This is a genomic window from Paenibacillus sp. ATY16 (assembly GCF_003399985.2).
GTDB lineage: Bacteria > Bacillota > Bacilli > Paenibacillales > Paenibacillaceae > Pristimantibacillus > Pristimantibacillus glycanilyticus.
Genome location: NZ_NMOK02000025.1, coordinates 62,886 through 76,976, shown reverse-complemented (window position 1 = coordinate 76,976; position 14,091 = coordinate 62,886). Strand labels below are relative to the sequence as shown.

Below are 14,091 nucleotides of genomic sequence, written 5' to 3'. Positions count from 1 at the left end.
CCCGAGCAAAGGCGAACTCAAGCCTATGCTTTCGAAGCAGCTTTCTTTCAGAAAGCTTTTAGCTTCTCCAGAATCATTCAAAAGCTCCGTCGTAGCTCAAAATAAAAAAGAATAAAAAAGAAGGAGCTGGCCGTTGCGGCAGCTCCTTTGTTTTGTTAATTAGATTTTGAGGGGTAGCAGGATTGGTTGGTTATTCGATCATGTTTTTGGTGGCGTGATACATATTCTCTGCGTATTTATCGATATCGTCGCGTGACATACGGAGACGGTCTACCGAGGTGCCGTAGCCGATCTCGGATTTGCCTTCCTCAAGTCCTTGGAAGATACCGTCGGCGAAGGCATCGAGAGGTTCGCCGTGGAAATGGAGACCCGCGCCGCCCAGATCGGTATTAACGGCCGGAGGGGCAACCTCGATGACTTCTACGGAAGTTGCCGAGAGCTGATGTCTCAAGCTGATTGTAAAGGAATGAAGAGCAGCCTTCGTAGCCGAATAGATCGGTGCAATGGCGAATGGCGTAAAGGCCAGGCCGGATGTCACATTGATAATAGCCGCGTCCTCTTTTTCCGCGAAAAAAGGAGCAAACAGCATCGCAAGATGGAAGGGAGCTTCAATGTTTGTTGTCAATTCTTTATTGAAATACGCCCAGTCGTTCTTTACATCCGCTTTTAGAACGTTGAAACGCTGCTGAATCCCCGCATTGTTAACCAACACGTTGGTCGCCGGATAATTCGCAGTCACCCAATCATACAGGGCGATCCGCTCGGCTTCATTGCTCAAATCGCTGGCTTTGGTTATAAGGCCGGGCAGCTTGTCTTGAGCGGCTTGAAGCACTTGCTCGCGCCGTCCTGTAACAATAACCGTATTTCCGGCTTTCATAAATCGTTCCGCGAATGCTAGACCAATCCCCGTGCTTCCGCCTGTGATGAGTATCGTATTTCCCGTAAGTTTCATATTAGCGCCTCCTGGGTTTGTTTGATATATCGTTGTATTTTCACTTCGATTCCCTCAAGGGATTCCGTCATTAAAGCCATTTGCGCCAGCACCGTCTGCTTATGCTTGTTCAGCATGTCAAGACGAAGAGTCACCGTGCTTGCGCCTTCAATGACCCAATCGATATATTGCTTGATCTCATCGATGGGCATGTTCGTATTTTTTAAGCACATGACCGTTCCAAGCAATGTCATTTGATCTTCCGAAAATAACCTTCTGCCCGCATGATCACGCTCAATTAGCGGGAGAAGTCCTTTTTTCTCATAGTAACGAATCGTTGATTCCGGTATATCTAATTTGGCAGCAGCTTCACCAATGGAATAATAGTTCATCTGGAGTCCTCCAATTTGTTGTCGACGGGAATATCATACGACTTAAACCTTGGTTTAAGTCAAGCGAATTGAAAAAAGAATTTATTGTGCCTTTTTACCTTCATGGTAAAATACTCCATATGTCTTATTTCTACACGGAGGTGTATTGAAATGACTAACAGGATTACACTGAGACAGCTATCCAGCCTGGACGAGGCCGAGATGTTGAATAAGGAATTTGCCGTACATTTTCCATGGTATCGGCAAGGCGATTATTATATCAGATGCTTGGAAGAGAACCGTGGTGGGAAAAGAATAACGTTGATGGCCTTTTGCGGTGAGGAGCTGGCGGGCTGCTGTCATCTGATCTACGATTCCAAATACCCGTATTTTGCCGAACGGCATATACCGGAAGTAAATGATTTAAACGTATTTCAAGAGTACAGGAAAAAGGGGATCGCCAGCAAACTGCTGGACGAGCTGGAGCGCAAAACATCGGAATCGTTCAAGTATATTGGGCTTGGCGTCGGATTATATAAGGATTACGGGAATGCCCAACGACTGTACGGTAAACGGGGATACGTCATGGATGGCAACGGGCTGACCTACAATAATGTCGAGGTTAAACCCGGCACGGACGTCTTTGTGGATGATGAGCTGCTGGTTTATATGGTGAAAGAGCTAGTAACGTAACATGATGGCTTAACGATACGGCGTATCGTTAAGGACTTGGAAAATCTAAGTTTCAGAGCGCTTAACGATGCCTCGCATCGTTAAGGTCCGCGGATTGCAGGCAAGTTTGATTCCGGGGAATCAGCGAGGATCTAATCAGGCATTAGACGAAAGAAGCGCCGCAGGAATCATCCTGCGGCGCTCATTTATTAATGCGGTTTGCACTCTTCCGAGCAGTGACGATTATGCTCCGCTTCGCATTCCTCGCAGCAGATATGACGCTTGTCGCAGGTCACATTCGCGCAATTGACGTAGCGGTCTTCCGGTTTGCCGCAATGATGGCATTTGCCGATGACGACATCTTCTTCCGTCCGATTGATCGGCACGGAAATCCGGTCATCAAAGACGTAGCATTTGCCGTCCCATAATCGGCCTTTAACTTCTTCATCCTTGCCGTAAGTGACGATACCGCCCTCCAGCTGGGCTACGTCCGTAAAGCCCTCCTCCATTAGAACGCCGGTTAGCGTCTCGCAGCGAATACCGCCGGTGCAGTAGGTCAGAATGGGCTTATTTTTCGCGTCCTCCGGAAGGTTCTTGCGAATCCATTCCGGAAACTCGCGGAACGATTCTACCGTTGGGCGGATTGCGCCGCGGAAGTGGCCGATATCGTATTCGTAATCGTTCCGGCCGTCAATGATAATGACATCTTCCTGCTGAAGCTGCTCGTAAAATTCCTTCGGAGACAGCCGTTTGCCCGTCAGGACATTCGGATCCATCTTTTTCTTGTAGCGCAAAGTGACAAGCTCGTTCTTGTGGCGGACGAAAAGCTTTTTGAACACATGTCCTTCGGACTCGTCGATCTTATAAGTGATATCCTTAAATAATGGATGTTCATTCATATACGCCACATAGGCATCGGTCTGCTCGATCGTGCCGGAGCAAGTGCCGTTAATGCCTTGATCGGAGATGAGAATGCGGCCCTTTATGCCAAGCTCTTTGCAGAAGCGGAGATGCTCGGCCGTTACCTGCTCGGGATTCTCGATATGCACGTATTTATAATAAAGCAGTATGCGGTAAGGTTTATTTTCGGTATTTTCGGTCATTGGCTTACTCTCCAAAAAACTGTTTGATTTCCTCTTGCACGGCTTCTTCCACCTGCTTGAGGCATTCTTCCTTGGTGCCCGCGTAAATCCGGTTCTCATTCACCATTGCATAAGGCCTTGCGCGGCATAGATTGCACATATTGAGGCAATCCGTGCGCATGACCGCCGCTTCAGGAAATTTCTCCTCAAGCTCCTCAAGAGGCAGCAGTGCCATTTCGTTGCGGGTACATACCTCAACAACAACTAACCCAAGTCCCATAATTAATCACCGACCAGAAATAACTTTCAATTTGCGTGCTTCGTCGTTCACTTTGCATTCAGGCGCGCAGTAGCTCTCATGCTCCGCTTCACACTCGGGGCAGCAAATATGCTTGCGATGGCAGAGGTCGTCCGCGCAGTTGATGTAGCGATCTTCCGGTTTGCCGCAGTGATAGCATTTGCCGACGATAATATCCTCTTCCGTCCGGTTGATTGGCACGGAGATACGCTCATCGAATACGTAACATTTGCCATCCCACAGATGACCTTTTACCTCTTCGTCCTTGCCGTAAGTGATGATACCGCCTTCCAGCTGATTAACATCCGAGAAGCCTTCCTCGAGAAGAACGCCGGTCAGCGTCTCGCAGCGGATTCCGCCCGTGCAATACGTGAGAATCTTTTTGTTCTTCGCGTCTTCCGGCAGATTCTTGCGGATCCATTCGGGGAACTCGCGGAAGGATTCTACCGTTGGGCGAATCGCGCCGCGGAAGTGTCCGATATCGTATTCATAATCGTTGCGGCCGTCGATAATAATAACGTCATCTTGCTGCAGCTGCTCGTGGAATTCCTTCGGCGACAAATGCTTGCCCGTGCGGACGTTTGGATCAAGCTTCTTGTCGTAACGAAGGGTAACGAGCTCTTTCTTGTGACGAACGAAGATCTTCTTGAATACATGACCCTCGGACTCGTCAATCTTATACACCATATCGGCAAACAGCGGGTTCTGGCGCATATGCTCGATGTAGGCATCCGTCTGTTCAATCGTGCCGGAGCAAGTGCCGTTGATGCCTTGCTCGGAGATCAGAATACGGCCTTTAATGCCAAGATCCTTGCAGAATTGAAGATGCTCCGCGGTAAGCTCGGCAGGGTTGTCGATGTGAACATATTTATAGTACAAAAGGATACGGTAAGGTTTGTTTTCGCTCATGTCTAACGCTCCATTATATAAGATTATCATTATATGTTAAAACTCTTAAATCACTTAGTCAACAACGATTCCAAGGCATTCTGTTGAACTTTCATGCCTATTTATTGGTCCATTACCTCTTTGAGGAAAATGGACGAGCAGGCGGGCAAAGTGGCGTCTTTTCGGGTAACCACGCCAATCGCGCGGGAAGGCAAAGCCTCCGTCAATTTCACCTCGAACAGCGTTCCGTTATTCAGCTCCTGCTGGGCAAACCGGCGGGTAAGAAACGCGGTGCCGTAACCCCTCTGCGCGAACTCGATAATCATCTCCGTACTGGTCAGCTCAATGTCCGGTTCCTTATAGATGCCATGTCCGGCCAGCCATTGCTCGACAAAGAGTCGTGTACTGCTGCCTGCCGTAGGCAATAATAAAGGAAGCTTAAGCAGCTCGCGGACCGAGACGGCATCGACTGCCAGTTCCTTATAAGCCTCGCCGACAAGGAAACAGTCCTGAATGGACATCAGCGGCTGAATAGCCAATTCTTGATCGTCAAACGGAAGATGGACAAAGCCAAGATCGATATTCTCTTCCTTTAACTGCTTGGAAATCTCGTTAGTCTTGCTTTGTTGGAGACGAATGCGCACATTCGGATGCTCGGCATGAAACTTATCTATATAAGGAAGCAGAATATGCTTGATAATCGGACCGCTTGCTCCGATGCGAAGGTCGCCTCCATGCAAGTTGGCAAGCTCCAGCAGCTTGCGTTCCCCGCGCTCGATAAGATGGAAGGATTGCTCGATATAGTCCAGCAGCGCTTTGCCTTCAATGGTAAGCTTGACGCCTTTCGAGCCGCGGTCGAATAATTTGACGCCAAAGGAATCCTCCAGCTGCTTGATCGCATAGCTGACCGATGGCTGGGTGACATGCAGAATTTCGGCTGCTTTCGTAAAGTTGCCCGTCCTTGCCGTGTACAAAAAAATCCGGTAGCTTTCTAAGTTATTTAATTTGTTTGGCATAAACCCTCTCTATTGCAAGGCTATTGAATTGTGATTTCATTTATTGCACATTTGAAATTATAATAAAATTAATCCATATAGTCAAAAGAGAAAGGTTGGTTTTTCATATGTCAGGAAGCAGCTTTGGCACTCATTTCAAAATGACCACGTTTGGCGAATCGCACGGCGAGGCGGTAGGCGTTATTATTGACGGCGTTACTCCGGGAGTAGAGCTAACGGAAGCGGATATTCAAGTCCAGATGGACCGACGCAAGCCGGGTCAGTCCTCGGTTACGACACCGCGCAAAGAATACGATATTATCCGCATCCTGTCGGGCGTGTTCGAAGGCAAAACAACGGGCGCTCCGCTGGCCGTTATGCTGAACAATACCGACATGAAGTCCAAGGACTACGAGGCGAACCGCAAGCTGTTCCGTCCGGGTCATGCCGATTTCACTTACGTGCAAAAATACGGTCACCGCGATCACCGCGGAAGCGGCCGGGCATCGGGCCGCGAAACGGCGGGCCGCGTGGCTGCAGGCGCTATCGCGCGCAAGCTTCTGGAACGCCGCGGCGTATCCATCGTTGCGTACACGAAAGAAGCTGGCGGCATCAAATGCGAGACGTTTGACGAATCCGTTATCGAGAAAAATCCGATGCGCGCAGCCGATCTGAACGCCGCGGAAAGAATGGTAACGCTCGTGGAGGATCTGGCTGCTAAAGGCAACAGCTGCGGCGGCGTGGTGGAATGCATTATCCGCGGCGTGAAGCCGGGGATCGGCGAGCCGGCATTCGATAAGCTGGACGCGGAGCTTGCGAAAGCGATGCTGTCCATCGGTGCGGTTAAAGGCATCGAGTTTGGCGCGGGATTTGCGGCAACAACGATGTTCGGCAGCGAGCATAACGATGAAATGGACGCAAACGGCTTCCTGACCAATAATGCCGGCGGGATTGTTGGCGGTATCAGCACGGGGCAGGATATTGTTTTCCGTATCGCGGTTAAACCAACGTCGTCGATCTCGCTCCCGCAGCAAACGGTTGACGAAGAAGGCAACGAGCATACCATTCAAACGCTTGGACGTCACGATCCGTGCATCTGCCCGCGCGTTGTGCCGGTAGTGGAAGCGATGGCTTGCATGGTGCTTGAGGATTTGTACAAACGCCATACGGCTTTGCATGACTAACATTAATTTTATTTTATCAATAAATATTACATCCCTCGCAAAAAATAAACTATAATGATGGATGTTATGGTTTATCAAGCAAGAAAGAAGGGGAATTGGACTTGACGCCGTTTGAATTTCTGACCACACTACTGTCCATTGTATTTATTGATCTTATATTGGCTGGCGATAATGCGATCGTGATCGGAATGGCGGCGAAGCGGCTTCCGAAGGAGACGCAGAAGAAAGCTATCCTGTACGGTACCTGCGGGGCGATTCTGCTGCGGATCGTTGCAACCGTGCTGGTTGTGTATCTGCTTAATATCCCTTGGCTGCTTGTAGCCGGCGGCGTTATTCTTCTCTGGATCGCGTACAAGCTGCTTGTACAGGAAGAAGATCATGAGAACATTAAGGCGGGGAGTACGCTTTGGGGTTCCGTATGGACGATTATTATAGCGGATGCGGCAATGGGGCTCGATAACGTCATTGCCGTTGCGGGCGCCGCTCAGGGACATACGCTGTTAGTCATTATAGGTCTGATTATCAGTATTCCGATCGTGGTATGGGGAAGCACCTTGTTTATCAAGCTGCTCAGCAAATTCCCATGGATCATTTACGCTGGCTCGGCCGTACTGGCTTATACGGCATCCAAGATGATTACGCATGAGCCGGCGTGGAAGGCTTGGTTCGAAGAAAATCAGGTCGTCAAGTGGCTCGTGATCGCCATAGCGGTTGTTGCGGTGCTCGGCGCGGGACTTTGGACGAACGCATGGAAGAAGAAGCATCCTCAGGCCGCGCACGAATAAAGCGGAAAAACCGACGTTAGAGCGGACAGGCTCTAATGTCGGTTTTTTTTTTTTTTTTTTAATGAAGAATACACTGATTTTTATACCTTTATCCCTGATAATTGCATAGAGATTTCCTAGTTGTTCCCTTACAATGGGCATGGTTCGGATTTCAATTTCAACAAGATAAGCATACCGTGAAATTCAGGTAACGGGTACTAGTCGAGAGGATAAGAAAGGAGGAGCAGACGGATTCCCCATCTTTACCTATGATTGTTACTATGAATTGGAGGTTGAAAATGATGCAGGCCAAACGCCGCAGACATCCTTTGGCAAAGCTTCTTCTTATCTGCTTACTCTCTACACTGCTCATACCGCTTCATGTTACTCCTGTACTTGCCGCAGACACGGCAGTAGTTGATGAAGATTTCTCTGCTTATCCTGTTGGCGCGCTGATAATTGGAAGCGGTAACAATTGGACGAAGGAAGGAACGGCACCGGTTGTTGAGGTCGTTAACAATTCGGATACCCATCAGCAATACGTTGCAATCAGCCATGATCTGACCGGCTCCTCTTATTTCGGTCAACGTTTTACGCCTCAGACAGGAGGTATGATTCTGCAGTTTGACCTTAATATGCCTACAAGCAAAGGCGGAACCTTCTGGGTGATGGAAGGGAAAGTAAACGCCACAAACGCAGCCGTTACCCGTATGGTGATGGATGGCGGCGTGATCAAAATGCAGAACGGACCAACCCTCGTCACGTATGACACGACGCATTGGTACAGGTTTACCTTCGTTTACAATATTCCGCAGAAAAAATATACCTTATCGATCAAGGATTTAAATACGGGCAATACGGTTAACACCAATGAAAATTTCTACAGCGCCAGAGAACGGATCAGTAGCTTCGGCTTCTTCACCAATGCGGGCGGAGGCCGGTACAACCTGGCGAATATGAAAGTCACGGCGCTTGATCTGGCTTTGACCAATGTTCAGCTTAAAGCCGGCGATTATGCTCCTCCCTTTGCTTTTGACCCGACAAATAACAACTACACAATCGATGTGCCTTATTCCGCAAGCGTCCTGACCGTGACGCCAACGGCGAGCTATGCGGAAGGCGTTCAACTGAATGTTGGCAGCTCAACCGTTGAAAGCGGTTCCTCGATTGACGTGCCGATTAACGGTGCATCCTCGCCAGTAAGCATTACGGTTGCTTCCAAGCAATATACGGATGTAGCCCGTACTTACACGATTAATGTCAAAAAATTGGACAAGGCTCCCGTTGTAACGGATGTGGCCGCGGAAGGCCATGACGGCAAGGTGCTAATAGGCTGGAAGGCTCCAATTGATCCGGATTACAAAGAGGCCAATATCTACATCGTTAATGAAGACGGTACGGAGACACTGGTCGCTGCGGTGCCAAAAGGAACGTATATCGCAACTGTTGACGGCCTTGATAATGGTACGGAGTATACGTTTAACGTCAAGGGTGTTTACGCGTATGAGGGAGAAGAGCTGACAGATTCAGCTCCCGTAACCGTGAAGGCCAAGCCGCAGCTGCTGCCGGCCCGGCAGATGGAAGACTTGGATCGCGGACTTGTAGCCGTAGAGCAGGATGGACATGTCTTCCTCTCATGGAGATTCCTTGGCACGGAACCGGATAATATCGGCTTTAACGTATACCGCGACGGGGTTAAAATCAACTCTGCTCCGGTTCAATCCAGCACAAACTATGTGGATGAGTCTGGAACGGCGGATTCGTCTTATGCGATCCGGGCGGTTGTGAACGGTGCGGAACAAGCGCCGTCCGAGTCGGTACGGTCTTGGAATACGAATTATTTGAACGTACCGCTGGATAAGCCTGCCGATGGCGTGACTAGCGCTGGCGAAGCTTACACGTATCGAGCGAATGACGCATCCGTAGGCGATCTGGACGGAGACGGCAAATACGAAATCGTATTGAAGTGGGATCCAAGCAACTCGAAGGACAACTCCCAAGCGGGTATTACCGGCAATACGTATCTGGACGCGTACAAAATGGACGGTACGCGACTATGGAGAATCGACATGGGTCCAAATATCCGATCAGGTGCCCATTATTTGCATCCGATGGTGTATGACCTGGATGGAGACGGCAAGGCAGAGGTAGCCGCGCGTACCGCGGACGGAACGGTTGACGGTACGGGGAACGTAATTGGCGATGCAGCGGCTGATTACCGAAATTCAAGCGGATACGTCCTTGACGGGCCGGAGTTTTTTACGATCTTTGAAGGAGCAACGGGCAAGGCACTGGATACGGAGGATTATGATCCGCCAAGAGGCAATATCGGTGATTGGGGAGATACGTACGGCAATCGGATTGACCGTTTTGGAGCAGCGATTGCTTATCTGGACGGTGTGCATCCAAGCTTGATCCTGCAGCGCGGCTATTACACGCGGATGGTACTGGTGGCGTACGACTGGAGAGACGGGGAACTAAGCAAGCTGTGGAAATTTGACTCTCCGAATCCGGGTTACGGACAAGGCAACCATCAGCTGAGCGTGGCCGATATCGATGCGGACGGCAAGGACGAGATCGTAACCGGCAATACGGCTATTAACGATGACGGCACTTTGTTGTGGAATACGAAGCTGGGCCATGGCGACGCCATGCATCTCGGCGATCTGATTCCTTCCCATCTCGGTCTAGAGCTGTGGACGGTGCAGGAGGAGACAGGCGCTCCGTATTCGGCAACGATGATTGACGCGCGGACAGGGAAGCCGTTATACGGACAGCCCCAGATTGGCGCGGATACCGGCCGCGGCTTGTCCGCGGACGTGGATCCAAGATACGAGGGAGAAGAGTCCTGGGCCATTGACGCCACGAAGTCGGCCGCAACGGAAAGTAACTCAAGCGGCTTTATGTTTAACGCGGAAGGCACCAAAATTTCCACCCAAATTCCTACCTCCAACTTTGCGATCTGGTGGGACGGCGATTTAAGCCGCGAGCTGCTTGATCATGATTGGAACGCTGCAACAGGCAATGGCGTGCCGAAGATCGACAAATGGGACTACGAGAATAGCTCGCTTGTCCGGTTAGAGACGTTTACCGGTACGTATTCCAATAACGGAACAAAAGGCAACCCGTCTCTGCAAGCCGATCTGCTTGGTGACTGGAGGGAAGAGGTGGTTGTCAGAACGGAAGACAGCAGTGCGCTTCGCATTTATACAACGACGGACGTAACGGATCAGAAGATCCGCACGCTGATGCATGATCCGGTATACCGGTTAGGCATAGCTTGGCAGAACACCGGCTATAACCAGCCGCCGCATACAAGCTTTTACCTGGGCAACGGAATGAAGAAGCCGGATGCTCCAAACATTTACCTCGTCGACAACACGGCTCCGGCTACAACCGATAATGCGCCGGCAGGTTGGGTTAATCATAATGTGACGGTAAACTTAACGGCTAACGATAGCATTTCCGGCGTTAACGCTACCTACTATACGTTGGACGGTGGAGCTGAGCAGAAAGGGACTGCCGTTCAAATAACGGAGGACGGTGTTCATACCCTTATTTATTGGAGCAAAGATGATAAGGGGAATGCGGAAGCTCCGCATACGGTTAAGATTCAGATCGATAAGACAGCGCCCGAGCTGAATGTAGTACTGGATAAAACCGAGTTATGGCCGGCTAATCATAAGCTGGTTGACGTAAAAGCCGTTGTGAAAAGCACGGACCTTGCGTCAGGCGTCGATTCGGTCGTATTAAGCTCCATTACAAGCAATGAGAAGCTTGCGGAAGGAGCGAATGCGGATATTCAAGGGGCTGAATTCGGTATGCTTGATCAAGACTTTAAGCTGAGAGCGGAGAAGTCCGGCAATAAGGATGGACGTACGTATACGATCAAGTACATGGCAACGGACAAAGCGGGCAACGTAACGGAGAAGTCCGTGACAGTTATCGTGCCTCACGATCAGTCCGGCACAAAGGAATAGGGGATAAATTAAAAAGGTGAGCCCGAGGGCTCACCTTTTTGTTATAACGAATAAATTAGTTCTTAATCATTTGACGCAGAACCGTTTGCAGGATACCGCCGTTACGGTAGTAGTCAACGTCCACAAGGGAGTCGAGGCGTACGATAACTTTGAATTCGATTTGGGAACCGTCTTCTTTCGTAGCGATAACCGAAACCAGGTCTCCTGGTTGAACATCGTTCGACAGACCAACGATATCGAAGGTTTCGAAGCCAGTCAGACCAAGTGCCTGCCAGCCTTGGCCAGCTTGGAACTGGAGCGGAAGAACGCCCATGCCAACCAGGTTGGAACGGTGGATACGCTCGAAGCTCTCCGTAATAACGGCTTTAACGCCGAGGAGGAACGTACCTTTAGCTGCCCAGTCACGGGAGCTGCCTGTACCGTACTCTTTACCGCCGAGTACAACCAGGTTTGTTTTGTCCGCTTGGTATTTCATCGAAGCATCGTATACGGAAGTCACTTCGCCGGTAGGCTGGTAAGTCGAGAAGCCGCCTTCTGTGCCAGGAGCCATGTGGTTACGGATACGGATGTTCGCGAATGTACCGCGAACCATAACTTCGTGATGACCGCGGCGGGAGCCGTAGGAGTTGAAGTCTTTCTTCTCAACACCGTTAGCGATCAGATATTTACCGCCTGGAGCATCTGGACGGATACTGCCTGCAGGCGAGATATGGTCAGTTGTAACCGAGTCGCCGAGAGCAAGCAAAGTTTTCGCTGCTTTGATGTCTTCAACGTCGCGGATGCCGTCAGCAAGGCTGTCGAAGAACGGCGGGTTAGCGATGTAAGTGGATTTTGGATCCCACTCGTACAATTCGCCTTCCGGTACCGGAATAGCGTTCCAACGTTCGTTTTGCGTGTATACATTCTCGTATTTCGCACGGAACATTTCCGGGGACAGCGAAGCGCTCATCGCGTCAGCGATTTCCTGGTTCGTTGGCCAGATGTCTTTCAGGAAGACAGGCTCGCCTTGCGGATCGAAGCCGATTGGTTCGCTAGCAAAGTCGATGTTAACTGTACCAGCCAGCGCGTAAGCAACAACAAGCGGCGGCGATGCCAGGTAGTTCGCTTTGATTTGCGCGTGGATGCGGCCTTCAAAGTTACGGTTACCGGACAATACGGCAGCAACAGTCATGTCGTTGTCAGCGATTGCTTGGCTTACGTCTTCAGGCAATGGACCGGAGTTACCGATACATGTTGCGCAGCCGTAACCAGCAACGTGGAAGCCAAGTGCTTCGAGGGACTCGAGCAGGCCAGCTTTTACGAGGTAGTCGGTAACAACCAGGGAACCTGGAGTCAGCGAGCTCTTCACGTATTCAGGCTTAACGAGACCGCGAGCGACAGCTTTCTTCGCCACAAGGCCTGCGCCTACCATTACGCTAGGGTTGGAAGTGTTCGTACAGCTTGTGATAGCGGCCAGAACGACTGCGCCAGCTTTCATTTCGCTTACTTTGCCGTTAGAGTGGTTAACGGTAACGACTTCTTCTGTTTTCTCGTCAGTCAGGCCATAACCGCCTTTGTCGACTGGCTTGCGAACGATTTCGTTCCAAGCGTCCTTCATCGAAGTCAGCTCGATACGGTCTTGCGGACGTTTAGGACCGGCAAGGGAAGGAACAACCGTCGACAGGTCGAGTTCAACCACTTCCGTGAAGACAGGGTCCGGAGTAGCATCCGTACGGAACATGTCTTGCGCTTTGTAGTAAGCCTCAACCAGCTCGATTTGCTCTTCCGTGCGGCCCGTTTGGCGCAGGAAGTCGAGTGTAGTCGCGTCAACCGGGAAGAAACCGATTGTTGCGCCGTACTCAGGAGCCATGTTGGCAACCGTTGCACGGTCAGGAAGGCTGATGTTGGACAAGCCGGAACCGAAGAACTCGACGAATTTGCCGACAACGCCTTTTTTACGAAGCATTTGAGTGATAGTCAGGGCAAGGTCAGTCGCCGTAGCGCCTTCTGCCAGGCTGCCAGTCAGCTTGAAGCCGATAACTTCCGGAGTTACGAAGTACAGAGGTTGGCCAAGCATGCCAGCTTCAGCCTCGATACCGCCAACGCCCCAGCCAACGATACCAAGACCGTTGATCATAGTTGTATGGGAGTCCGTACCTACGAGGGAATCCGGGAATACGAATGTTTCGCCGTCAACGGTTTTTGTAGCTGCAACGGATGCCAGGTACTCGAGGTTGACTTGGTGAACGATACCCGTATCCGGCGGAACCGCACGGAAGTTATCGAATGCCGTTTGTGCCCAACGGAAGAAACGGTAGCGCTCTGCATTCCGTTCGAACTCGATGCGTTGGTTGATTTCAAGCGCATCCGGGGAACCAAATGCGTCAACCATTACGGAGTGGTCGATTACGAGATCGACAGGTACAAGCGGGTTGATTTTTTTAGGGTCGCCGCCTGCTTTTTTAACCGTTTCGCGCATTGCCGCAAGGTCAACGACAACCGGTACGCCGGTCAAGTCCTGCAGTACGATACGGGAAGGGATGAAAGGAATTTCTTTGTCGTCGCGGTTAGCCGCCCAATCAGCGAGTTGTTTGACATGCTCTTTTGTGATAGCACGGCCGTCGAATTGACGAACAGCGCCTTCGAGCAATACTTTAATCGAAAATGGAAGTTTGGAAATGTCGCCAAGTCCTTGTTTTTCCAGACCTTGAAGGCTGTAGTAAGCATAGGATTTGCCGCCGACTTCCAGGCTCGACCGTACAGAATAGTGGTCTTGATTTGCCATGTTCGGGTATTCCTCCTTGAATGATGTTGACGATTTTGTTGTTTCATTCTGTGAAACTCTATTTCAAAAATCGTTATGTCTTTATTATAGCTCGAGATGTGAGGTTCGTAAAGCAGATTCAGACAGTCATTGGCGGAAATTCACGGTTATTTGCGCAAGCAG

At 50.3% G+C, this 14,091-nt stretch carries 11 protein-coding genes; 4 read left to right on the top strand and 7 right to left on the bottom strand.

The window, feature by feature from the left end:
- Positions 1-190: 190 nt before the first annotated feature.
- Positions 191-952, bottom strand: coding sequence for an SDR family oxidoreductase (locus tag CFI03_RS16405; RefSeq protein WP_248758045.1), 762 nt, complete (start codon positions 950-952; stop codon positions 191-193).
- The gene (locus CFI03_RS16400; protein ID WP_127493970.1) at positions 949-1,323 is read right to left on the bottom strand and encodes a MerR family transcriptional regulator; all 375 of its coding nucleotides are present in this window, start codon (positions 1,321-1,323) and stop codon (positions 949-951) included. Before CFI03_RS16400 ends, CFI03_RS16405 begins: the two co-directional genes overlap by 4 nt.
- A 150-nt stretch (positions 1,324-1,473) precedes the next feature.
- On the opposite strand from CFI03_RS16400, the gene CFI03_RS16395 reads away from it, so the two are divergent.
- A complete protein-coding gene (locus tag CFI03_RS16395) occupies positions 1,474-1,995 on the top strand; it encodes a GNAT family N-acetyltransferase (RefSeq protein ID WP_248758044.1) in 522 nt (173 codons plus the stop codon).
- 188 nt (positions 1,996-2,183) lie between these two features.
- Here CFI03_RS16395 and trhO (CFI03_RS16390) read toward each other — a convergent pair whose 3' ends face one another.
- From trhO (CFI03_RS16390) to CFI03_RS16375, 4 genes are all read right to left on the bottom strand, one after another.
- Positions 2,184-3,077, bottom strand: a complete 894-nt coding sequence (trhO, locus tag CFI03_RS16390) for an oxygen-dependent tRNA uridine(34) hydroxylase TrhO (RefSeq protein ID WP_248758043.1) — start codon at positions 3,075-3,077, stop codon at positions 2,184-2,186.
- 4 nt (positions 3,078-3,081) lie between these two features.
- On the bottom strand, positions 3,082-3,336 hold the full coding sequence (locus CFI03_RS16385; protein ID WP_015843630.1) for a DUF1450 domain-containing protein: 255 nt from the start codon (positions 3,334-3,336) through the stop codon (positions 3,082-3,084).
- 6 nt (positions 3,337-3,342) lie between these two features.
- Positions 3,343-4,263: an oxygen-dependent tRNA uridine(34) hydroxylase TrhO gene (gene trhO / locus CFI03_RS16380; protein WP_248758042.1), complete on the bottom strand. Its 921-nt coding sequence runs from the start codon at positions 4,261-4,263 to the stop codon at positions 3,343-3,345.
- Positions 4,264-4,364: 101 nt separating this feature from the next.
- The gene (locus tag CFI03_RS16375) at positions 4,365-5,258 is read right to left on the bottom strand and encodes a LysR family transcriptional regulator (RefSeq protein ID WP_248758041.1); all 894 of its coding nucleotides are present in this window, start codon (positions 5,256-5,258) and stop codon (positions 4,365-4,367) included.
- Between the two features lie 107 nt (positions 5,259-5,365).
- Between CFI03_RS16375 and aroC the strand changes: the two genes are divergently transcribed.
- The 3 genes from aroC to CFI03_RS31105 all read left to right on the top strand — a co-directional run bounded on the left by aroC (position 5,366) and on the right by CFI03_RS31105 (position 11,165).
- Entirely contained in the window at positions 5,366-6,421 is a 1,056-nt protein-coding gene (gene aroC / locus CFI03_RS16370; protein ID WP_201004899.1) for a chorismate synthase, read from the top strand.
- A 101-nt stretch (positions 6,422-6,522) separates the two neighbouring features.
- The gene (locus tag CFI03_RS16365; protein ID WP_248758040.1) at positions 6,523-7,206 is read left to right on the top strand and encodes a TerC family protein; all 684 of its coding nucleotides are present in this window, start codon (positions 6,523-6,525) and stop codon (positions 7,204-7,206) included.
- A gap of 278 nt (positions 7,207-7,484) precedes the next feature.
- The gene (locus CFI03_RS31105; RefSeq protein ID WP_283094571.1) at positions 7,485-11,165 is read left to right on the top strand and encodes a rhamnogalacturonan lyase family protein; all 3,681 of its coding nucleotides are present in this window, start codon (positions 7,485-7,487) and stop codon (positions 11,163-11,165) included.
- Between the two features lie 55 nt (positions 11,166-11,220).
- Here the strand turns inward: CFI03_RS31105 and acnA are convergent, their stop codons facing one another.
- On the bottom strand, positions 11,221-13,929 hold the full coding sequence (acnA, locus tag CFI03_RS16350) for an aconitate hydratase AcnA (protein WP_248758039.1): 2,709 nt from the start codon (positions 13,927-13,929) through the stop codon (positions 11,221-11,223).
- Between the last annotated feature and the right edge of the window lie 162 nt (positions 13,930-14,091).